This is a genomic window from Nonomuraea monospora, assembly GCF_039531895.1.
GTDB lineage: Bacteria > Actinomycetota > Actinomycetes > Streptosporangiales > Streptosporangiaceae > Nonomuraea > Nonomuraea monospora.
Genome location: NZ_BAAAQX010000012.1, coordinates 79,959 through 100,264 on the forward strand (window position 1 = coordinate 79,959; position 20,306 = coordinate 100,264).

Annotated in this window: 20 protein-coding genes; 5 read left to right on the forward strand and 15 right to left on the reverse strand. The window is 73.0% G+C overall.

From position 1 onward, the window contains the following. Positions 1-72: 72 nt before the first annotated feature. Positions 73-897 (forward strand): orotidine-5'-phosphate decarboxylase, encoded by an 825-nt coding sequence (gene pyrF, locus ABD331_RS24070; protein WP_344478611.1) that lies wholly within the window; start codon positions 73-75, stop codon positions 895-897. 25 nt (positions 898-922) lie between these two features. Here pyrF and ABD331_RS24075 read toward each other — a convergent pair whose 3' ends face one another. Next, a complete protein-coding gene (locus ABD331_RS24075; RefSeq protein WP_344478614.1) occupies positions 923-1,429 on the reverse strand; it encodes a nucleotidyltransferase domain-containing protein in 507 nt (168 codons plus the stop codon). Between the two features lie 15 nt (positions 1,430-1,444). Then, positions 1,445-3,139 (reverse strand): 2-isopropylmalate synthase, encoded by a 1,695-nt coding sequence (locus tag ABD331_RS24080; RefSeq protein WP_344478617.1) that lies wholly within the window; start codon positions 3,137-3,139, stop codon positions 1,445-1,447. A 175-nt stretch (positions 3,140-3,314) separates the two neighbouring features. Here ABD331_RS24080 and ABD331_RS24085 point away from each other — a divergent pair, with 175 nt between their 5' ends. After that, positions 3,315-4,010 carry a FadR/GntR family transcriptional regulator gene (locus ABD331_RS24085; RefSeq protein WP_344478620.1) on the forward strand — a complete coding sequence of 232 codons (696 nt, stop codon included), beginning with the start codon at positions 3,315-3,317 and terminating at the stop codon, positions 4,008-4,010. Here the strand turns inward: ABD331_RS24085 and ABD331_RS24090 are convergent. The 11 genes from ABD331_RS24090 to ABD331_RS24140 all read right to left on the reverse strand — a co-directional run bounded on the left by ABD331_RS24090 (position 4,007) and on the right by ABD331_RS24140 (position 15,913). After that, positions 4,007-4,219 carry a hypothetical protein gene (locus ABD331_RS24090; protein WP_344478622.1) on the reverse strand — a complete coding sequence of 71 codons (213 nt, stop codon included), beginning with the start codon at positions 4,217-4,219 and terminating at the stop codon, positions 4,007-4,009. The two genes, ABD331_RS24085 and ABD331_RS24090, sit on opposite strands and share 4 nt — an antisense overlap. A 38-nt stretch (positions 4,220-4,257) precedes the next feature. Then, positions 4,258-5,142 (reverse strand): ribokinase, encoded by an 885-nt coding sequence (rbsK, locus tag ABD331_RS24095; protein ID WP_344478625.1) that lies wholly within the window; start codon positions 5,140-5,142, stop codon positions 4,258-4,260. Continuing rightward, positions 5,139-6,662: an ADP-ribosylglycohydrolase family protein gene (locus ABD331_RS24100; protein ID WP_344478627.1), complete on the reverse strand. Its 1,524-nt coding sequence runs from the start codon at positions 6,660-6,662 to the stop codon at positions 5,139-5,141. Before ABD331_RS24100 ends, rbsK begins: the two co-directional genes overlap by 4 nt. Then, positions 6,659-7,798, reverse strand: coding sequence for an ADP-ribosylglycohydrolase family protein (locus tag ABD331_RS24105; protein WP_344478630.1), 1,140 nt, complete (start codon positions 7,796-7,798; stop codon positions 6,659-6,661). Before ABD331_RS24105 ends, ABD331_RS24100 begins: the two co-directional genes overlap by 4 nt. After that, positions 7,795-8,754, reverse strand: a complete 960-nt coding sequence (locus tag ABD331_RS24110; protein WP_344478633.1) for an ADP-ribosylglycohydrolase family protein — start codon at positions 8,752-8,754, stop codon at positions 7,795-7,797. Before ABD331_RS24110 ends, ABD331_RS24105 begins: the two co-directional genes overlap by 4 nt. 7 nt (positions 8,755-8,761) lie before the next feature. Next, positions 8,762-9,892: an ADP-ribosylglycohydrolase family protein gene (locus ABD331_RS24115; RefSeq protein WP_344478636.1), complete on the reverse strand. Its 1,131-nt coding sequence runs from the start codon at positions 9,890-9,892 to the stop codon at positions 8,762-8,764. A gap of 8 nt (positions 9,893-9,900) precedes the next feature. Continuing rightward, positions 9,901-11,244: an ABC transporter substrate-binding protein gene (locus tag ABD331_RS24120; RefSeq protein ID WP_344478638.1), complete on the reverse strand. Its 1,344-nt coding sequence runs from the start codon at positions 11,242-11,244 to the stop codon at positions 9,901-9,903. A 9-nt stretch (positions 11,245-11,253) separates the two neighbouring features. Further along, a complete protein-coding gene (locus ABD331_RS24125) occupies positions 11,254-12,072 on the reverse strand; it encodes a carbohydrate ABC transporter permease (protein ID WP_344478641.1) in 819 nt (272 codons plus the stop codon). Then, complete coding sequence (locus ABD331_RS24130) at positions 12,069-12,983, reverse strand: carbohydrate ABC transporter permease (RefSeq protein WP_344478643.1); 915 nt, start codon at positions 12,981-12,983, stop codon at positions 12,069-12,071. Before ABD331_RS24130 ends, ABD331_RS24125 begins: the two co-directional genes overlap by 4 nt. Continuing rightward, positions 12,980-14,131 carry a LacI family DNA-binding transcriptional regulator gene (locus ABD331_RS24135; RefSeq protein WP_344478646.1) on the reverse strand — a complete coding sequence of 384 codons (1,152 nt, stop codon included), beginning with the start codon at positions 14,129-14,131 and terminating at the stop codon, positions 12,980-12,982. The genes ABD331_RS24130 and ABD331_RS24135 overlap by 4 nt, the downstream gene beginning before the upstream one ends. A gap of 528 nt (positions 14,132-14,659) precedes the next feature. Beyond that, positions 14,660-15,913, reverse strand: coding sequence for an MFS transporter (locus tag ABD331_RS24140; RefSeq protein ID WP_344478649.1), 1,254 nt, complete (start codon positions 15,911-15,913; stop codon positions 14,660-14,662). Between the two features lie 23 nt (positions 15,914-15,936). Between ABD331_RS24140 and ABD331_RS24145 the strand changes: the two genes are divergently transcribed. The 3 genes from ABD331_RS24145 (at position 15,937) to mihF (ending at position 18,103) form a co-directional block, all read left to right on the forward strand. Continuing rightward, positions 15,937-17,172: an ROK family protein gene (locus ABD331_RS24145; RefSeq protein ID WP_344478653.1), complete on the forward strand. Its 1,236-nt coding sequence runs from the start codon at positions 15,937-15,939 to the stop codon at positions 17,170-17,172. 118 nt (positions 17,173-17,290) lie between these two features. Continuing rightward, complete coding sequence (locus ABD331_RS24150; RefSeq protein ID WP_344478656.1) at positions 17,291-17,695, forward strand: GlcG/HbpS family heme-binding protein; 405 nt, start codon at positions 17,291-17,293, stop codon at positions 17,693-17,695. Between the two features lie 102 nt (positions 17,696-17,797). Beyond that, complete coding sequence (mihF, locus tag ABD331_RS24155; protein WP_043641121.1) at positions 17,798-18,103, forward strand: integration host factor, actinobacterial type; 306 nt, start codon at positions 17,798-17,800, stop codon at positions 18,101-18,103. Positions 18,104-18,256: 153 nt separating this feature from the next. Here mihF and ABD331_RS24160 read toward each other — a convergent pair whose 3' ends face one another. Further along, on the reverse strand, positions 18,257-18,904 hold the full coding sequence (locus tag ABD331_RS24160; RefSeq protein WP_344478672.1) for a response regulator transcription factor: 648 nt from the start codon (positions 18,902-18,904) through the stop codon (positions 18,257-18,259). Continuing rightward, the gene (locus tag ABD331_RS24165; protein WP_344478674.1) at positions 18,895-20,142 is read right to left on the reverse strand and encodes a sensor histidine kinase; all 1,248 of its coding nucleotides are present in this window, start codon (positions 20,140-20,142) and stop codon (positions 18,895-18,897) included. Before ABD331_RS24165 ends, ABD331_RS24160 begins: the two co-directional genes overlap by 10 nt. Positions 20,143-20,306: the final 164 nt, after the last annotated feature.

Genomic DNA, 20,306 nt, shown 5'->3' on the forward strand with positions numbered 1-20,306 from the left:
GGCACCGGTTAGGCAACGGCGGTTCGCGTACCATATCGTCGCCGGAGGACCATTCGCCCACGGGAGCGTGAGATGAACGAGTCGTTCGGAAGCCGCCTGCGAGCCAGGCTCGACGCATGCGGGCCGCTCTGCGTGGGCATCGACCCCAGCCCCGCCCTGCTGCACACGTGGGGGCTGGACGACTCGCCCGCGGCGCTGGAGCGGTTCTGCCGCACGGTCGTCGAGGCGGTGGCCGACGTGGCCGCCGTGGTCAAGCCGCAGTCGGCCTTCTTCGAGCGCTGGGGCAGCCGCGGCGTCGCCGTGCTGGAACGCACCATCGCCGACCTGCGTGAGGCGGGCACGCTGGTGCTGCTGGACGTCAAGCGAGGCGACATCGACAGCACGATGGCCGCCTACGCGGAGGCGTACCTGGACAAGGGCAGCCCGCTGGCGGCCGACGCGGTGACGCTCAGCCCGTATCTGGGGTTCGGGTCGCTGGAGGGGGCGATCACCTCGGCGATGGCCAACGACGCGGGCGTGTTCGTGCTGGCCCGCACGTCGAACCCCGAGGCGGCCGGGCTGCAGCGGCTGGTGGCCGATCAGGTGCTGGCCGGGGCCGCCGCGGCGAACGCGGGGCATGCGCCGTTCGGGCCTGTCGGGGTGGTCATGGGGGCGACGCTGCCCGCGCTGGAGCACCCACTGGACGATCTCAACGGGCCCATCCTGGCGCCCGGTCTCGGCGCGCAGGGGGCCACTCCCGCCGACGTGGCGCGGCTGTTCGGGCCGGTGCGGCACGCGGTCGTGCCGTCGGTGTCGCGGGCCGTGCTGGCCGACCCGAAGCAGGTGCGCGTCCGTACGCTGCGGTATCGCGACGAGTGCGCCGCCCATCTCTCAGCGAGCCCCGCCGCCCGGAAATGAGCGAACATCCCAGCGCGGCGCCCGATCAGAAGTGCGTGCTGATCCCGTACGTGTCGCGCAGGCTCGCCATGTCCAGCAGGTCGCGCTCCCTCGGCTGGTAACCCTGGTGGAAGTGCACCTGCTGCTCCACTGACAGGCACGGCACCCGCACGCCCTCGATCTCCCCGGCGACGAACACACCGGCCGGGTAGGTGAAGGCGCCGCCCGAGTCGTCGAGCCGCTGGAGGGCGGACCCGTCGGGCTGGAAGCGCAGCGGGTGCAGGTCCAGCTCGCGCCCGCCGGGCCCGATCATGACGAAGCGGGCGGGCCGTCCAGGGACGACGCCTTCGGTGCGCTCGGCGTACCCCAGGGACTCCAGGGCGGCGATCACGGCCGGTTCCTGCTCCTCGCGGTGCAGCAGGTCGAGGTCGCCGTGCTCCCTGGTGACCCGGCCGACGAGCGCGTCGATGCCCCAGCCGCCGGCGATCCAGACCTGGCAGCCCGCCTTCCGGAGCGCCGCCAGCACGTCCAGCACCGCGCCCGCTTCGAACATGACGGTGATCTTACGTCAGATCATCCGGTGGACGGCGGCCAGGACCGCGTGCACGGAGGCGGTCAGCACCGAGGTGTCCTGGGCGGCGCCCCAGCAGGTGGCGCCGTTCACCCTGGCCTCGACGTAGGCGATGGCCCGGCTGCCCCGGCCCGGGTCGAGGGCGTGCTCGGCGTAGTGCAGGATGTCCACGTCGATGCCGTCGGCGGCGAGCGCGGCGGTCAGCGCCGACAGCGGGCCGTTGCCGGCGCCGCTCAGCCGCCGGCCGTCGCGCAGCGTCCCGGTGAACGTGTGCGCGCCGGGCCCCGTCTCCACCGTGTTCCACTCGGCGAGCGCGCCGATCTCGCCGGGTGCCAGGTAGGTGGCGTGGAAGAGCTGCCAGAGCTGCTCGGCGGTGATCTCCTCGCCGCTGCCGTCGGTGGCCCGCTGGACGACCGGCGCGAAGTCGATCTGCAGGCGCCTGGGCAGCTCCAGGCCGTAGCGGGTGTGCAGCAGGTACGCGATGCCGCCCTTGCCCGACTGGCTGTTGACGCGGATGACCGCCTGGTAGTCGCGGCCCACGTCGGCGGGGTCGATCAGCAGGTACGGCACCTCCCACGGCGCCTGCTCGGGCGGCACGCCCAGGTCGGCGGCCCGCTTGGCGTGGTGGGCCAGGCCCTTCTTGATGGCGTCCTGGTGGGTGCCGGAGAAGGCGGTGTAGACGAGGTCGCCCGCGTACGGGTGGCGCTCGGGCACCGGCAGGCGGTTGCAGTGCTCGACGACCCTGCGCACCTCGTCGATGTCGGACAGGTCGATCATCGGGTCGACGCCCTGGGCGTGCAGGTTCAGCGCGAGCGTCACCAGGTCGACGTTGCCGGTGCGCTCGCCGTTGCCGAACAGGCAGCCCTCCACCCGCTGCGCCCCCGCCAGCACGGCCAGTTCGGCGCAGGCGACGCCGGTGCCGCGGTCGTTGTGCGGGTGCACCGACAGGATGACGCCGTCCCTGCGGTCGAGGTGGCGGTGCATGTACTCGATCTGGTCGGCGTACACGTTGGGTGTGGCCACCTCGACCGTCGCGGGCAGGTTGTGGATCACGGGACGGTCCGGCGAGGCGTCCCACAGGGCCGTCAGGTCGTTGCAGATCTCCAGGACGTAGTCCGGCTCGGTGAGGTTGAACACCTCGGGCGAGAACTGGAAGCGGATGTCGCGGTCCCCGGCCAGCCGGGCGAGGTGCGCGGCGGCGTCCCTGATCATCGTGCGCAGCGCGGGCCTGTCCTGGCCGAGCACCACGTCGCGCCAGGTGGGGGCGGTGGCCGTGTAGAGGTGCACGACCACGCGGGACATGCCCTCGATCGAGGCGAAGGTGCGCTCGATCAGGTCGCGCCTGGCGGGGGTGAACACCACCACGGTCACGTCCCCGGGGACGACGCCCGGGGTGGCCAGGTGGCGGACGAAGTCGAAGTCGAGCTGACTGGAGGAGGGGTAGCCGACCTCGATCTCCTTGAAGCCCATGCCGGTGAGCAGGTCGAACATGCGGCGCTTGCGCTCGGGGTCCATCGGCTCGGCCAGTGCCTGGTTGCCGTCGCGCAGGTCGACGGGCACCCACAGCGGGGCCTCGGTGAGCCGCCGCGCGGGCCAGGCGCGCTCGGTCAGCGGCACCTGGACGCGCTCGTGGACGGGGCGGTAGCGGTGGTAGGGCATGGCGCTGGGGCTCTGCCGGTTCCAGTCGTACATGGGAAGTCCTCTTCGGTCGTGACGGGGAGGACCGGCGGGCACCCGAACCACCGCGGCGGGGTGCCGGTCCGGTCAGGCCCCGCCGCGGCGGCCGAGAAGCAGGCGACCGTACGACGTCATGACGGGTAGACTAACCACAACACAGGTCCTCAGACAAGCTGAGAGGTTTACCGCCATGCCGCTCGGGTCACTCCGCCCCAGTCCCCTGGTCGAGCAGGCCACCGAGCATCTGCGCGAGCAGATCACGCAGGGCGAGTGGCCGGTGGGCACCCGCCTGCCCGGGGAGAACACGCTGGCCAGGACGCTCGGCGTGGGGCGCTCGACGGTGCGGGAGGCGCTGCGGGCGCTGGCGGGGGCGGGGCTGGTGCAGGCGCGTCAGGGGTCCGGCGTGTTCGTGATCGCCACGGAGGTCGCCGAAGACTGGCCCGCCAGGCTGCGGCGGGCCGCCATCACCGACGTGTACGAGGTGCGCGTCATCGTCGAGACCCAGGCGGCGCGGCTGGCGGCGCAGCGGCGTACCGACGAGGACGTGGCGGCGCTGGAGTCGGCGCTGGCGGGGCGCGAGCGGGCGGCGGGCGGTGACGACGCGGCCTTCGTGGACGCCGACATCGCGCTGCACGCGGCGGTCGTGGCGGCGGCGCGCAACCCCGTGCTGTCGGACCTGTTCGCCGAGTTCGCGCCCGCGCTGCGGGAACGGCTGATCGATCTGGTGCAGTTGCTGGAGCTGCGCGCACACGACCCCAACACCGGGCACGACACGCACGCCGGGCTGGTGACGGCCATCCGGCGGGGCGACGGTGACGCGGCCGAGGGGATCCTGCGCACCGAGCTGGAGCAGACCCTCGCACTGCTCCACCGGGGCCGCCCCTAGCCTGTGGGGCCGACGTCCGGGCGGATCTCGTCGCCGTCCTCGCCGGGTTCCTCCTCCTCCGGCTCCGGCTCGTCCTGCTCGTCGGGCAGGTCGGCAGGCACGGGGCGGCGCGATCGCGGGGTGTCGCAGCCCGCCCGCTCGGCGACCACGTCGCTCTCCCCGCGCACCCCGCCCACGGCTTCCGGCAGTTCGTCGGATGTCTCGCTCATAGCCCTCACCTGCCCCGGCGGCATCCCCCGAACCCGGCTCAGCCCAGCGCGTCCTCGATCTCGCGGCGGGTCGGCATCGAGGTGCTGGCGCCCTCGCGCTGCACCGACAGCGCCGCCGCCATGGCGGCGAAGCCGAGCGCGTCGGCGACGCCCATCCGCTCGGTGTGCGCCACCGCCAGCGCCCCCACGAACGTGTCGCCGGCCGCCGTCGTGTCCACGGCGTCCACCTTCACGGCGGGCACCCGCAGCCGCTCCCCCGACCGCGACCCGTACAGCGCGCCGTCGGCGCCCAGCGTGATCACGGCCTCCTCGACCAGCTCCAGCAGGGCGTCCAGGGCGGCGTCCGGCCCCTCGACGCCGGTGATGGCCGCTGCCTCGTGCTCGTTCGGGACGAGCGTCGTGACCGCCTCCAGCAGCTCGGCGGGCAGCGGCTGCGCGGGCGCGGGGGTGAGGAAGACGGGCACCCCGGCCACCCGGCCGGCCTGCGCCGCCGCCACGACCGCGCCCATGGGCAACTCGAGCTGGAGCAGCAGCGCGCTGGACCCGGCGATCGCGGCCAGGTCCTCGCCGGAGGGGCCGGTGATGGTGCCGTTCGCGCCGGGCACGACGATGATCGAGTTCGCGCCGTCGTCGTCCACCACGATGTGCGCGATGCCGCTGGGGCCCGGCACCTGGCGCAGGCCGCGCACCTCGACCCCGGCCTCCGCCAGCGTGGCGCGCATCTCCGCGCCGAACCCGTCGTCGCCCACCGCCCCCAGGAACGCGACCTGGCCGCCCGCCCGCGCGGCGGCGATCGCCTGGTTGGCCCCCTTGCCGCCGGGTACGGTGCGGAACCGGTGCCCGGTTACCGTCTCACCCAGTTTCGGGGCTTTCGAGACGTACGCGACGAGGTCCATGTTGGCGCTGCCGAAAACCGAGATCATGCTGTCATCATCCCCTGAGTACGGGTGGCCAGCCGGGCAAGACCCACCCCGTCGAACCCTGTCAGGCTGCTGGCCAGGCTGTCACGCATCCGCCACCGCTCCGGCACGCCGCCGTTCAGCGCGCCCGCCACCGCTCCTGCCGTGGCGCCGGCCGAGTCGGTGTCCCAGCCACCGGCCACCGCCCCGGCGATCGTCGCGGTGAAGTCCCCCCCGCCGTGGATCAGCGTGGCCGCCACCAGGGCGGCGTTGTTGATCGTGTGCACCCAGTGCAGGTCGCCGTGCCGCTCGTGCAGGCGGTCGACGACCCGCTCGAAGTCGTCCTCCGCCTCGGCGTCCGCGACGGCCAGACGGACGGCCTCGTGCAGCCGCGACCCCGCCGGCACCACCGACAGTCCCGCCCGCACCACCTCCTCCGCCGAACCGGCCGCCAGCGAGGCGGCGCACATCGCCGCCGCGAACATCGCCCCGTAGATCCCGTTGGCGGTGTGCGTGAGCCTGGCGTCGCGCCAGGCCAGCTCCGCCGCCGCCGCCGGGTCGCCCGGGTTCACCCAGCCGTACACGTCCGCCCTGATCAGCGCGCCGATCCACTCCCTGAACGGGTTGCGGTAGGTGGCCGTGGCGGGCGGCTCGACGCCGTCCAGCAGGTTCCGGTACGCGACGCGCTCCGCGGTGAACGTGCGGCCCGCGGGCAGCTCGTCCAGCCACAGCCTGGCCACGTCCTCGGTGGTGAAACCGCGGCCGTGGCGCTCCAGGAGGGACAGGGCGAGCAGCGGGTAGTTGAGGTCGTCGTCCTCGGGGATGCCGTCGATGTTCTCGGCCAGCGAGTTGACGGCGCTGCGCCGGTTCCACGGCCAGCGGCGGGCCACCTCGTCCGGCAGGCCCTCGGCGGTGAACCAGCCGCGGATCGGCCAGTTGCCGGTGGCCTCGGCGATCTGCCTGATGCCCTGCCTCGGGATCTTCTCCACCGGCTTGCCCAGCACGCACCCGGCGGCCCGCCCCAGCCACGCCCCGAGCACCCGCGCCGGATCCACCACGACCCCGGGGCCCGACGCACGGCCGGTGCCGCCATCGGGCCCGGACGCGCGCACGGCACCGCCATCCGCCCCGGACTCACGCCGAGCGCCGCCATCCGCCCCGGACTCGCGCCAAGCGCCGCCATCAGGCCCGGCCCCCTGTGGGGTGGTGCTGCCGGGCGCGGCCTGACGTGCGGCGCCGCTGTCGTGGAGCCCGGCGGGCGTGGTGGTGCCCGGCCAGTCCGGGCAAGCGGCGATGATGCCCGCGAGGTCGGACGGCTCGGGCAGCGGCGACGGGATCGCGGCCAGCTCGTCCAGCAGCTCCTCCGCCAGCCCCCGCAGCCGCGCCGCCTCCGGCTCCGAGGCGCCCGCGCGCGGCGGCGCGTCGTGCCCGCCGGCCGCGTGCCAGCGGGCCGCGATCTTCCGCGCGTCGCGCCCGTCCTCGGCCGCCTGGCGCAGCTCGTGCCCGACGAGGTCCTCCGGCTGGACCCAGGTGAGCCTGATCATGCGCGTTCGAGGTCGGCGAACGCGGCCTCGTGGGCGCGGCGCCGTACCAGGTCGTCGGCGTGCACGCGGCGCGCCACCTCCGCGACGGCCAGCCCGGGAGTGACCAGATCCGTACGGCTGGCCGTCCCCACCTGCTCCACCCACTCCTGCGGCACCGAGGCGAGGCCGCCGAGCGCGCCCGCGATGGCCCCGCCCATGGAGGCGATCGAGTCGGCGTCGCGCCCGTAGTTCACCCCGCCCAGCACGGTGTCGCGCACGTCGCCCTTGGCGATCACCAGGAACCCGAGCGCCAGCGGCAGCTCCTCGATGCTGTGCACCCGGCTCGGCCTGCGCGCGCCCAGCCCCTGGTCGCGGTAGGTGTCGGCGACGGTGTCGAACGGCCGCACCGCGGCACGCAGCGCCTCGAACGAGCCGTCCCAGTGCCCGAGCCCGGCTGCGGTCTCGCAGACGGCCTCGATGGCGGCCCTCGTGCCGTCCTTGGCCAGCCGCAGGCAGGCCGCCACCACGGAGTCGGCGGTGGCGCCCGGCCGCATGGCCTCGGCCACGGCGGCGGCCATCACGCCGGCGGCCTCCCGGCCGTAGCTGGACTGGTGGGCGCCGGTCAGCTCGATGGCCTCGGCGTAGGCGGCGTCGGGGTCGGCGGCGTTGACGATGCCGACGGGCGCCACGTACATGGCGGCGCCGCAGTTCACGATGTTGCCTACGCCGGCCTCGCGCGGGTCGGCGTGCCCGTAGTGCAGCCGGGCCACGATCCACTTCTCCGCCAGGAAGACGCGCTGCAGCGGCAGCGCCTCGGCCTCCAGCTCGGGGATCCAGCGCCGCTCGCCCATCAGCTCGGGCACCAGGTGCTCGGCCATCGCGTACGCGTCCAGGTGGCCGCCGGTCTTCTCGTACACGCGGATCAGGGCGTGCGTCATCAGGGTGTCGTCGGTGATGTGGCCGTCGCCCTTGTGGTACGGGGCGATGGGACGGGCGTTGCGCCAGTCCTCGTTGAACGGCGGCACGACGCCCTCGACGCGGCCCCCGTACCGCTCGACGATCTGCTCGGGAGTCCAGCCCTCGGTGGCGCCGCCCAGCGCGTCACCGACCGCCGCCCCCGCCACGCAGCCAGTGGCTCTGTCCTCAAGCGGCGTCATGCGATTCCCTCCAGTAGTTCGATCAGATCAACGCCCGCCAGGTCAGGCAGGCAGCAGCCGGCCAGCGTGCGGGCCGAGGCGGTCCACCCCTCCGGGATCGCCTCGTAGCCGCCGCACGCCCCGGCCAGCGCTCCGGTGAGCGCGGGCGCCGAGTCGGCCAGCGGGGCCAGGCAGGCCGCCGCCGGGACGGCCCTGGCCAGGTCGCCGCCCGCCGCCGCGGCCAGCGCCAGCGCCACCGGGACGGTCTGCGCGGCGCCCACGCCGTAGCTGTAGACGTGGTCGAGCAGCGCGGCGTCCAGCGCGGGGATCGCGCCGAACGGGTCGCCCGCCTTCTCCGCGACCCGCACGGCCAGGCGGGCGTTGTGGCCGATGGCTGTGTCCCCGGGCAGCACGGCGAGCGCCGCCTCCACCGCTTCGCGCGGATCGCCCGACGCCACCGCCGCCTCGATCGCGGCGGCCACGGCGAGGGCTCCCAGCACCCCGTCCCCCGCGTTCGTCACCTGGGCGTCCGGCGTCGGGTCCCTCCCCAGGACCCCGTACGCGACGGCCCTGACGGCGGCGGCGTCGTCGAAGTGGTGCGGGTTGTCGTGGCCCGAGGCGGGCGGCTGCACGCCCTTGGCCAGGTTGTCGAGCGCGGTCGCCACGGAGATGCGCGCCCTGACGTCCTTCAGCTCCATGAACGCGGCGGCGCGCGGCCGATCGACGGTCAGCAGTGTCCACGCCAGCCACTCGGCGTCGTCGGACGGGCCCACCCTGAGCGGCGCCGTGGGCTGGTTCAGCGCGAACGGCACCGGGAGCGTGGTGACGCGGTGTTCCTCGGCGAAGGCGTCCAGCTCGCGGTGGAGCCGTCGGCTCCACGGCGCGTGCAGGGCCGCGCGGTGCCTGGCCGCCGGCCAGCCTGCGGCGTCGCCGACCGCGAGGCCGATGAACGCGCCCCTGATCCTGTCCCCCGACATGGTCTCCCTACAGTCCTTCCGCCAGTTCGCCGGCCATCTTGTCGACCAGGTCGTCGGCCAGTTCGTCGGCGGCGTCGAACACGTGCAGGCCGGCCACGACGGGCAGGCACTTGCCGGTCACGGGCTTGATCCTGGTGGCCCAGCGCTCGGGCACGCCGTACTGGCCGCGCCCGGCTCCCGCCAGCGCCCCGGCGATGGCGCCGATCGTGTCGGCGTCCCTGCCCAGGCTCACGGCGAACGTCACCGACGCCTCCACGTCGCCGTCGCCTGCCAGGTAGGCGGCCATGGCCAGCGCCACGGCCTCGGGGGCGACGTCCGTCCAGGGGTAGTGCCTGACCACCACGGCCTCGTGCAGCGCCTCGACGAGCGCCATGTCCTCGCCGGGCGCGCCACCCTCAGACGGCGCGCCGCCCACGGAGGCCGCGCCGGGCGCGTGAGCTGTGCCCAGCGCGTGAGCTGTGCCCGGCGCGTGAGCTGTGCCCAGCGCGTGAGCCGCGCCGCTCGGGTGGGTGCGGTCGAGGACGGCGCGGGCGCGGAGCACGTTCCTGGCCGTCCACGAGTCCGCCGGGATCACCGACAGCGCGGCCGACACGACCTCGCGCGGCTCGGCGCCGGTCATCGCGGCGGCCACCGCCCCCGCGACCGCGCGCCCGCCCAGGATGCCCTCACCGGACCCGCTGACCAGCCCGTCCTGCTCCACCAGCCGGGCCGCCTCCGCCGGGTCGCCGGGACAGAAGATCCCGTACGGCGCGGCACGCATGGCCAGGCCGTCCGACCAGCCATGGGAGTGCACCAGCCCGGACATCGGCGGTTCGAGGCCGCGGCGCAGCGCCTCGACGGTGCCCAGCTCCGAGAAGCCGGCCCCGCGCATCGGCCCGTCCACCCGGGGGATGATCTGCGACCGGTAGGCCGCGGCCACGTCCGCCGGGGTCAGCGCGTGGCCGTGCAGGGTGAGCAGGGAGGCCGCGAAGATCGCGTATTCCGTGTCGTCGGTGCCGCCGCCCTCGATCTCGGTGAGCCGCCCCCACCGCCGGCGGATCTCCGCCGGCGTGAGGTTCTCCGCCGGGGCCCCGAGGGCGTCGCCGGCCGCCAGGCCGAGCAGGCACCCCCGGGCCCTGTCGCGCAGTACGTCGCGCATGAGCACCGTCACTGCTGGTAACGCTCCAACACCTTGTTCCCGTCCTCGACCAGCTTCGTGGCCACCTGGTCGATGGTGATCTTATTGGCGAAGTACTCCTGCAGTGCGGGAGTGGCGACCTTGCTCTTCCACTCGTCGAACCCGTTCACCTTCAGGAACGGCGCCACCACCAGGTTCTTCGCGGACGCGGTGGCCACGTCCCAGCCGTTCTCCTCGGTGGTTATCGCCGGGTCGGCGGCGGCCGTCGTGGAGGTGGGCAGCAGCCAGTCGCCCTTGGCGAGCTTGGCCTGGTTGGCGCCGTTCAGGAAGAACGAGATGAACTTCAGCGCCTCGTCCGGGTGCTCGCTCTCCTGCGCGATCGACAGCGTCTGCGAGACGGCGCCCTGCTGGGCGCTGGTGCCCTTGGGCGCGGGCAGCGTGACCCACTCGAACCCGTCAGGGGCCTGCTCGATCACCTGCTGGCGCAGGTAGACGCCGGCGGGCAGCATCGCGAACTTGTTCTTGAAGAACGCCGGCAGCGGGTCGGCGGTGCCCTGGCCGAGCGCGTCAGGGTCGGCGGACTTGTCCTTGTAGAGCTGGTCGTGGATGCGCTGCAGAACCTCGCGCTCCTCCGGGCCGACCTTGACGGTGGTCTTGCCGTCGGCGCCGGTCTGGAAGAAGGTGCCGCCGAAGTTGAGCGCCAGGTTGAGGGTCTTGTTGACGGGCGACTTCATCGCCCAGGCCACGCCGTACCCCTGGCCGGTGGCCTCGGAGTCGCCGGACGGGACGACGCGCTGGGTGGTCATCTTCTTGGCCGCGGCGGAGAACTCGTCCCACGTCCACGGGTCGTCCGCGGTGGGGACGCGCACGCCGGACGCGTCCAGCAGCTTCTTGTTGGCGATGATGACCTGCGACTCCTGGAGGAACGGCACGCCGTACACGCCCTGCCCGCCCTTGCCGTCACTGAAGGTGACGGTGTCCCAGGCGGCCTGCGGGATGTCGCCCTTCAGCTCGGCGGGCAGCTTGTCCTTCAGGTCCAGCAGGTAGCCGTCGGAGGCGAAACCGGACAGCGCGGGCGAGTCGTTGTGGATGACGTCAGGCGCGGTGCCGCCGGCGAACTGGGTGACGAGCTGGTCGTTGACGTTGTCCCAGCTCCCCTGGACGTAGGTGACCTGGATGTTCGGGTTGGCCTTGTTCCACTCGTCCACGAGTTGCTTGTTGGCGGCGACCGACTCCTTCTGCCACGCCAGGCTGAGGAAATTGATCTTGACCGGCTCGTTGGGGGACGACGACTCGCCGCCGCCGCCTCCCCCGCCGCACGCGGCTGCGAGCGTGAGAACCGCCGCAGCCGCCAGAGCGGACGTGATGCGCATATGAGCCTCCTAGCCCTTTACGGCGCCGGCCATCAGGCCGGACTTCAGTCGCCGCTGAATGATTGCGAAGAAGATCAGGCTCGGGATCGTCGCCATGAGCGACGCCGCGGCCAGCGGGCCGAGCCTGGCCACCCCCTCCGGGCCGGTGAACCTCACCAGCGTCAGCGGGAGCGTCATGACGTCGGGGTTCTGCAGGATCACCAGCGCGAACATGAACTCGTTCCACGACGAGATGAACGAGAACAGCAGCGTGGCCACCACGCCCGGCGCGAGCAGCGGGGCCACCACGCTCACGATCGAGCGCAGCCGGCTCGCGCCGTCCACGGCCGCCGCCTCCTCCAGCTCGCGCGGCACCGCGCGCACGTACCCCTGCAACATCCACAGCGCGAACGGCAGCGTGAACGTCACATGCACGACGACCAGCCCCGGCAGCGTGTTGATCAGGTCGAGGTCGCGCAGGATCATGAAGAGCGGGATGATGATCAGGATGAACGGGAACACCTGGCTGACCAGCACCCACCCGATCGCGATCCGGTTGACCAGGCCCCGGTGGCGGGCCATCGCGTAGGCGGCGGGCAGCGAGATCAGCACCGTGATCACGCTCGCGAACAGCGCCACCACCAGGCTGCGCAGCCCCGCGCCGATCAGGTCCTGCTCGCCGAACGCGTCGCCGAAGTTGGTCAGCGTCGGCTCGCGCGGAATCCACGTCGGCTCGGTCAGCGCCATCTCCTGCGGCGTCTTCAGCGCCGTGGACAGCAGCCACAGCAGCGGGAACGCCAGGAAGACGACGTACGCCGCCAGCGCGACGTACTGCGAAACGCGTCTCACTTGGCCTCCCTCATCTGCCGCCACAGGTACAGCCCGAGCACCGCCAGCACGACGATCGCCATCGCGAGGCCGAGCATCGAGGCGTAACCCGCCATGCGGTACCGGAACGCCTCCTCGTAGGCGAACAGCATCGGCAGCCGCGTACGCCCGCCGGGGCCGCCCTGGGTGAGCACGTACACCAGGCCGAACTGGTTGATGTTCCACACGAAGTCGAGCGAGGTGATCGCCACGATCACCGGCCGGAGCTGCGGCAGCGTGATGTTCCAGAAGCGCCGCCAGGTGCCGGCGCCGTCCATCTCGCCCGCCTCGTACAGCTCCTTGGGGATGCTCTGCAGGCCCGCCAGCAGCACGACCGTCGTCTGCGGCATGCCCGCCCAGATGCCCACCACGATGATCGCGGGCAGCGCCAGCGAGAAGTCGGCCAGCCAGTTGACGTGCGTGCCGAGCAGGTCGTTCAGCATGCCCGCGTCGGGGTGGTAGACGAGCTTCCACATCAGGCCGATCACCACCGGCGGCATCGCCCACGGCACCACCGACAACACCCTGGCCACGCCGCTGAAGCGCAGCTTCTCGTTCAGCAGCAGCGCCAGGCCGAGCCCGGCCAGGAACTGCAGCACCGTCACCGATATCGCCCAGATCGCGCCGATCTGGAACGACGACCAGAACTCGTCGTCGGTCAGCAGGCGGGAGAAGTTCTCCAGGCCCACGAACTCGGTCTGGTGGACGCGGGTGTTGCGGGCGTCGGTGAAGGCCAGGCCGATGCCGTACAGGAGGGGGCCGACGCTGAACAGCAGCACCGGCACCAGGGCCGGGAGCATCAGCAGCCACATCTCGCGGGTCTGGCGCGAGATCCCGCGGCGCCTGGCCCGCGGGCCGCTCGGCGGCGCCGGTCTCGTCACGGTCGCCGTCACTGCCCGCCCTCCTTCCTGCCGTGGCCGGCCCTGCCTTGGTCAGCGCTGCCCTGGTCGGCGCTGTCCTGGTCGGTCTTGCCCTGGCCGGTCTTGCCCTGGCCGGTCTTGCCCTGGCCGGCGCTGCCCTGGTCGGCGCTGCCCTGGTCGGCGCCCGCGGTGGAGGCCCGTACAGCCAGGCGGGGCGGCACGGTGACCACCCTCGGCTCGCCGTCGTCTCCTTGCAGCCGCTCCAGCAGCAGCTCGGCGGCGGCCTTGCCACGCTCGGCCGACCCGAGTGACACGCTGGTCAGCGACGGCCACGAGGCGGCGGCGAGGTCGGTGTCGTCCATGCCGACCACCGCGACGTCCTCCGGCACCCGCTTGCCCGCCGCCCGCAGCACGTCCAGGGCGCCGAGCGCGATCAGGTCGTTGGCGCACATCAGCGCGTCCACGTCGGGGACCCGGGCGAGCAGCGCGGCCACAGCCGCCGCGCCCTCCTGGCGGTAGAAGTCGCCGATCTGCACCAGGCTCTCGTCGTACGGCAGGCCGAGGTCCCGCAGCGCCTCCCGGTAGGCGGCGCCCCGGGCGGCGCCGGGCACGGTGTCGAGCGGGCCGTTGATCATCGCGATGCGGCGGCGGCCGAGCGCGTAGAGGTGGTCGACCGCCAGCCGCACACCGGTGCGCGAATCGGCGCGTACGTTGTCCACCCGCGTGCCCTCGGGCACCGAGCCGATGATCACGACGGGCGCCCTGGCGGTGGCCAGCATCTGCAGATGCGCCTCGGTCACGCGCAGCGGGCTCATGATCAGCCCGTCCACGTACCGCTCACCCAGGCTGTGCAGCACGTCGATCTCGTCGGCCACGACGGCGTCGGTCGAGTGCAGCACCAGCCGGTAGCCGGCGGCCTTCAGCACGGGCTGGATCTGGCGCAGCATGGCCAGGTAGGCGGGGTTGCCGACGTCCGCCATGGCGAAGGCGACCTGGTGGGTGCGGCGCGACTTGAGCGACCTGGCCACGGCGTTGCGCACGTAACCCAGCTCGTCGGCGGCGGCCATCACCTTGCGCACGGTCTCCTGCCTGGTCGGCAGGCCGTTCAGCACCCGCGAGACGGAGGCAATCGAGACGCCCGCGCGCTCGGCGATCGTGTTGATCGTGGGTCCGTCGGCCAAGGCTGTCCTTCCGAATCTGGAGTAAACGTTTACGGGCGCTCGGCTGTAAACGTTTACGGGATTGGGGACATGAAACATGCACGTAACTTGCGGGTCAAGTCACGATCGCATAACACCAGGTCAACCCCCTTATACGCAAATTTCGGACCCACCCCCCAAACGTTACGGAGCCCGCCCCGCGCACGGCCCGCCACGGCGCCGGGCGTGAGGCGCAGGACGCACCACGCACGCACGGCCAAGGCGACGGCGCACCGCGCACGCCTGACGCGCCACTCGGCGCACTGTGCACGCATGGTGCAGGGGCGCACGTGGGCGCAGGGCGCAGGGGCGCACGTGGACGCCAGACGCAGGGCGTACGTGGGCGCAGGACGCAGGGGCGCACGTGGGCGCAGGACGCAGGGGCGCACGTGGGCGCAGGACGCAGGGGCGCACGTGGGCGCAGGACGCAGGGCGGCGCTTCTGGCGCACCGCGGGGGGCGCGGTGAGGCGGGGGGCCGGGCGCGCGGGGTGGGCGCGCCCGGCCCGCGTTCAGTCGCGGGCGGGCTGGGGCTCGCCTTCCGGGACGGCGGCCGGGGCCGGGGCGGGCGAGAGCCGCAGCAAGGAGCGGATGGCGGGCGAGCCCGCGAGGGTCACCACGGCGGCCAGCACGGCCGGGATGAAGAGCGCGATGGGCAGGGAGGCGTGCTCGGCCACGAACCCCAGCACGGCGGGCCCGAGCAGCAGCCCGCTGTACCCGAACGCGGTCACCATGGCCAGCGCCCGCCCGACCCGCCCACCGGCGGCCCCCACGGCGCTGAAGAGCACGGGCACGACGGTGGCCAGGCCCACCCCGGCCAGCGCCCAGCCGGTCCAGGCGCACACGACGCGCAGCGACTCCCCCACGACGGGCGACAGCAGCACCAGGACGTAGCCGAGGGTGGCGAGCACGCCGGCGAGCCGGATGGTGAGGACGGAGCCGAGCCGCCCCCTGATGGGGTCGCCGAGCAGCCGGATGGTGGTCATCGCGACGGAGAAGATCGTGTAGGCCAGCGGCGCCATGGCCGGGTCGGTGTCCAGCACCCACCGCGCGTGCAGGGCGGCCCAGTCGATGGCGGCGCCCTCGCTGAGGTGTCCGGCGAACGCCGCCAGCCCGAGCAGCGCGATGAGCCCCCAGCGCAGCGAGGAGCCGTCGGAGGGCGCGTTCCCGTCAGCGGAGGAGGTGGTCTCGTGGGCGGGCGGGCGGGGCAGCAGCAGGTACGCCGCCGGCAGGTACAGGAACGGCACCACGACGGCCGCCGCGATCAGCAGCCACTGCGCGTCGAGGCCGCCTTGCAGGGCCAGCGAGGTGAGGCCGCCGCCGGCCGCCCCGCCGAGGCTCCACACGCCGTGGAAGGCCGAGATGATCGGCCGCTCGTAGACGCGCTCCACCTCGACGGAGTGGGCGTTCATGGCGACCTCGGTGACCCCCAGCCCGATCCCGAACAGCACCGCCAGCGCCGCCAGCGACCAGTACGACGGCGCCAGCGCGGGCCCGAGCAGCACCGCGCCGGAGAAGGGCCCGGCGAACCAGCAGACCCGGCGGCTGGACCACCGGTCCACCAGCGGCCCGGCCACCAGCATCGACACCAGCGCGCCGCCGGAGATGAGCAGCAGGACGCTGCCCAGCCTGGCGGGGCCGAGGTCGAGGCGGTCGTTCAGTGACGGCAGGCCGGCGGCCCACAGCCCCATGACGAAACCGGCCAGGAAGAAGAATCCGAAAACACCGACACGAGCCTTCTTTGCGGCAATGGGGGTTTTGTTCACGGCTAGAGCATAAACTGAAGAACGTGAATGGAGCCACAACCAGTGGGCAGCTTCGCGCGCACAACCGGGTCAGGCTGCTGCGCGCCGTGCACGACTGCGGGGCGACCCGCACCAGGTCGCAGCTCACCCGCGACCTCGGCCTGGCCAGGGGCACCGCGTCCGTGCTCGTCGCCGGGCTGGCCGAGGACGCGCTGCTGCACGAGGAGCCTGCCCCGGGGCACGCGCGCGGGCGGCCGACGCAGGTGCCTGGATCGCATCCGGAGGGGCCTGTCGCGCTGGCGGTGGACGTGCGGGAGGACGCCTGGGAGCTGGCGGCGTGCGAGCTGGGCGGGCGCGTCACGGTGCTGGCCGTGGTGCCGCACGACGGGACGCCGGAGGGCACGCTGGGGCCGCTGGGCGAGGCCCTCGCCGAGCACGCGCACCGGCTGGGGAGCCGGGTGATCGGCGCCGGGGTGGCGCTGGCGGGGCCGATCCGCCACGGCGGCCTGGTGGACATCGCCCACCTGGGCTGGCGCTCGGTGAACGTCCCCGCCCTCCTGCGCACAACCGACCTCGGAGCCCCGCTGTTCGTCGGCAACGACACGGCGCTGGCGGCGCTGGCCGAGGCGCGCAGGGGCAGGCTGCGGGGCGTGCGCGTGGGCGTACACCTGCATGTGGACTTCGACCTCGGCGGCGTGCTGGTGGTGGACGGCCACGCGGTCCCCGGCGCGAGCGGCAGCGGCGCCGAGTTCGGCCACATGCGCATCGGCGGGAGCGAGCGCCTGTGCCCGTGCGGCGCGATCGGCTGCTGGGGCACCGACGTCGGCGCGAACGCGCTGCTGCGCCACGTCGGCCTGGCGTACGGCGGCGGCAGGGGCAGGGAGCAGGCGGAGCGGGTGCTGGCGACGAGCCAGGAGGCGGTCGCGGCGAACGCGAGGGCCCTGGGAAGCGGCATAGCGGCCCTGGTGAACGCGCACGACCCGGAGGTGGTCGTGCTGTCCGGGCACGGCCCTGAGTTGCTCCAGCGGGCCGGTGAGGCGCTTCTGGCGGCCTGCGAGCCGGGGCTGATGGCGATCCGCCGTGACGCCCCGCCCAGGATCGAGGGGTCGGCGCTGGGCTGGCGAGGCTCGCTGCTGGGCGCGATGGAGTCGGTCTTCGACGCCTTCCTCACGATGGAGGGCCTAGAACTCTGGCGTAAAAGCCACCCTGACCAGGCTTGCGACACGCCCGACCGGCAAAGTGTGACGCATTCCACCCTGAATGGGGAAAACGCGCCATAACGCCCCCCGGTCCGAGATCAGGCGAGGTCACATAGGTGATCTTGCGGGCCCCCGCCGGCGGGCGGTACGGATGGAAGGGTCCAAGGCGCCGCGGCATCACGATCCGGGGGAAGATCGCGTGAATCTCGAACTCGCGCTCCGCATGACGGAAGCGGCTCTGAAGCAGGCGTTCCGGGAGGGCGCGGCGGTCTCCATCGCGATCGTGGACGAGGGCGGGAATCTGGTGTCTTTCCAGCGTATGGAGGGTGCGGAGATCTCGGGGCCGTCCCTCGCGCAGGGCAAGGCGTACACGTCGGTCGCCCTGCGCAGACCCACCTCCGAGCTGGCCGCGCCGGCCGTTCATGGAGGGGAGCTGGCGGGCCTGGCCGGGGCGGGTTTCGTCTGCATCGGAGGTGGCGTTCCGCTGTGGTCCGGCTACGGTGAGGGAGAACGCGTGGTCGGCGGCGTCGGGGTCAGCGGAGGCACGATCGCGCAGGACGTGGCGTGCGCGGAAGCGGCCGCTTCGGTGTGGAGTGCACGCTGAGCGGGCGCTTTCCGCAACACGAACCGCTGGTATCCGCCATGATTAGCCACTGCACCACGGGTAACAGGACCCGAACGTTAACTCCCCGAGGAGAGAACAGAGATGGCACTTCCCACTCTCACCCCCGAGCAGCGTCAAGCCGCTCTGGCCAAGGCCGCCGAGGCCCGTGCCGCCCGCACGGCCCTGCTGGCCAAGGTCAAGGCGGGCGAGCTGACGTTCGCTCAGCTGCTGGAGCGCGATGACGACATCGCCAAGAAGATCAAGGTGTCCCAGGCCCTCCGCGCCGTCAAGGGCGTCGGTCCGGCCAAGGCCACCGCGCTGATGGAGGAGGCCGGCGTAGACGAGAAGCGCCGTCTCGGCGGCCTGGGCGCCCAGCAGCGCAAGAAGCTGGTCGACGCGCTCGGCTAACCCCCGGGCGGCCAGGTCCGCGCGGAACGCCGCGCGGACCGGCCAGCGACCCCTCACTGGCCAGGAGGGACCGCCGAGCGGAGCCGCCCCGCTCGACGGCGGGCCAGGCCGAGGGGTCCTCGAACCCCCAGGCGGTCAGGAAACGCAGGTAGGTCAGGAACGCAGGTAGGTCAGCACGGCGAGCACCCGGCGATGCTGGTCGCTGTCCTCCGCGTAGAGGCCGAGCTTGTTGAAGATGCTCCTGATGTGCTTCTCGACGGCTCCGTCACTGATCACGAGTTGCCGCCCGATGGCCGGATTGGACTTCCCTTCGGCCATCAACCCCAGCACCTCGCGCTCGCGCGGCGTGAGCTGTGCGAGCGGATCGTCCTTGCGTCTGCGCACCATCAACTGGGACACCACCTGCGGGTCGAACACGGTGCCGCCGGCGGCCACCCGCCGCAGCCCCTCCATGAACTCGTCCACGTCGACGACCCGGTCCTTCAGCAGGTACCCCACCGCGCCCCTGGCGTCGGCGAGCAGGTCGTCGGCGTAGGAGACCTCGACGTACTGGGAGAGGATGAGCACGGGCGCCCCCGGCACCCGGTTCCTGGCCTGCACGGCCGCCTTGAGCCCCTCGTCGGTGAAGGACGGCGGCATGCGCACGTCCACCACCGACACGTCGGGCTTGTGCTCGGCGATCGCCTCCACGAGGGCGTCGCCGTCGCCGACGGTCGCCACCACCTCGCAGCCGAACTCCTCGAGCAACCTGACCAGGCCTTCCCTGATCAGAACCGCGTCATCGGCCACGACTACCCGCACGGCACCTCCGCCACGATGAGTGTGGGCCCGCCGTCGGGCGACTGCACGCTCAGCTCCCCGTCAACCGCGCGGAGCCGGTCGGCCAGCCCGGCGAGCCCGTGTCCCTTGGCGACGTGTGCGCCGCCGACACCATCATCCCCGATCGTGAGCATCAGGATGTTCCCGACGCGGATGAGCTGAATCGTGCAGATGGTGGCGCGGCTGTGTTTGGCCACGTTGGTGAGGGTCTCGGCGCAGACGAAGTAGATGGCGTTCTCGACGGCGGCCTGGTAGCGCTCGACGGTCTGCACGTCCAGGTCCACGGGAACGGTGCAGCGGCCCGCCAGGGCGGCCAGGGCGGGCGCGAGGCCGCGGTCGGACAGGATGGGCGGGGCGATGCCGCGCGAGAGTGCGCGCAGCTCGTCGAGCGTCTCGCGGGTGGCGGTGATCGCGGACTTGATGGTGGCCTGCGCCGCCTCCGGGTCCCTGGCCATCTGCCGCTGCGCCCTGGACAGCTCCATGGCCAGCGAGACCAGCCGCTGCTGCGGCCCGTCGTGGATGTCGCGCTCCAGCTTGCGCAGCGCGTTGGCCTCGGCGGAGACGGCGGCGGCGCGGCCCTCGGCGAGGTCGTCGATGCGCTCCTGCAGCTCGGCCACACCGGTCAGCAGCGCCCTGCCGAGCCCGGCGCGCACCAGCGCGGCGCCACGGACGACGAACGGCATGATCAGCGCGAAGACCAGGCCGAGCATGACGTAGAAGGCCGAGTTGACCAGGTAGCCGTCGCCCAGGCCGAGCAGCTCGGGCAGCTCCGTGTTGCCGGGGATGTTGGAGGTGATGATCCCGTACAGCGGGTAGGTCAGGCCCGCGAGCGGGATCGCCCAGAACACGACGGTGAGCACGAACGCGAGGATCGCGAACGGCAGGTTGATGATGCCGTGCAGCAGGTCGAGCCAGGACTGCCCGCTCGTCAGCGGGTTCACCAGCCGGCGGAAGCGCCCCGCGCCCTGCGGCACGGGCTTGTAACGCGGCCGTACGGGCGGGCGCCCCAGCACGTCGGCCAGCCAGCCGCGCTCCGCGTCGGCGAATCCCCGCGCGATCATGAGCGTGCCCGCCAGCAGCGGCACGCCGATCCACACGACCGCGGTGCCCAGCCCGGCGGCGAAGCCCGCGATCATGAGGGCGAAGCCGATCAGCGTCGTGGGGAAGCCGACCAGCGTGTATCGGGTGTCAAGGAGGACACGCCTCATCAGGGAGCGCATGGCCCCCACGGTAGAACGCGGTGGCGGCCGGCACGAGCAGGTGCGCCGGTGTGCGGGGGTAGGGCTGGCCCTACCCCTGGGGGTGACGGGACCTCGACCCCGAATGGGTGGCTCGCGGCAATGTGCGATCCGGCCTGCGGCGCAAGCCTTGGGGGTGTTCGCTC

Coding starts and splice junctions, on each gene's coding strand:
- pyrF (WP_344478611.1), top strand. CDS start 73: ATGAACGAGTCGTTCGGAAGCCGCCTGCGAGCCAGGCTCGACGCATGC.
- ABD331_RS24075 (WP_344478614.1), bottom strand. CDS start 1,429: ATGTTCGAAGCGGGCGCGGTGCTGGACGTGCTGGCGGCGCTCCGGAAG.
- ABD331_RS24080 (WP_344478617.1), bottom strand. CDS start 3,139: ATGTACGACTGGAACCGGCAGAGCCCCAGCGCCATGCCCTACCACCGC.
- ABD331_RS24085 (WP_344478620.1), top strand. CDS start 3,315: ATGCCGCTCGGGTCACTCCGCCCCAGTCCCCTGGTCGAGCAGGCCACC.
- ABD331_RS24090 (WP_344478622.1), bottom strand. CDS start 4,219: ATGAGCGAGACATCCGACGAACTGCCGGAAGCCGTGGGCGGGGTGCGC.
- rbsK (WP_344478625.1), bottom strand. CDS start 5,142: ATGATCTCGGTTTTCGGCAGCGCCAACATGGACCTCGTCGCGTACGTC.
- ABD331_RS24100 (WP_344478627.1), bottom strand. CDS start 6,662: ATGATCAGGCTCACCTGGGTCCAGCCGGAGGACCTCGTCGGGCACGAG.
- ABD331_RS24105 (WP_344478630.1), bottom strand. CDS start 7,798: ATGACGCCGCTTGAGGACAGAGCCACTGGCTGCGTGGCGGGGGCGGCG.
- ABD331_RS24110 (WP_344478633.1), bottom strand. CDS start 8,754: ATGTCGGGGGACAGGATCAGGGGCGCGTTCATCGGCCTCGCGGTCGGC.
- ABD331_RS24115 (WP_344478636.1), bottom strand. CDS start 9,892: ATGCGCGACGTACTGCGCGACAGGGCCCGGGGGTGCCTGCTCGGCCTG.
- ABD331_RS24120 (WP_344478638.1), bottom strand. CDS start 11,244: ATGCGCATCACGTCCGCTCTGGCGGCTGCGGCGGTTCTCACGCTCGCA.
- mihF (WP_043641121.1), top strand. CDS start 17,798: ATGGCACTTCCCACTCTCACCCCCGAGCAGCGTCAAGCCGCTCTGGCC.
- ABD331_RS24165 (WP_344478674.1), bottom strand. CDS start 20,142: ATGCGCTCCCTGATGAGGCGTGTCCTCCTTGACACCCGATACACGCTG.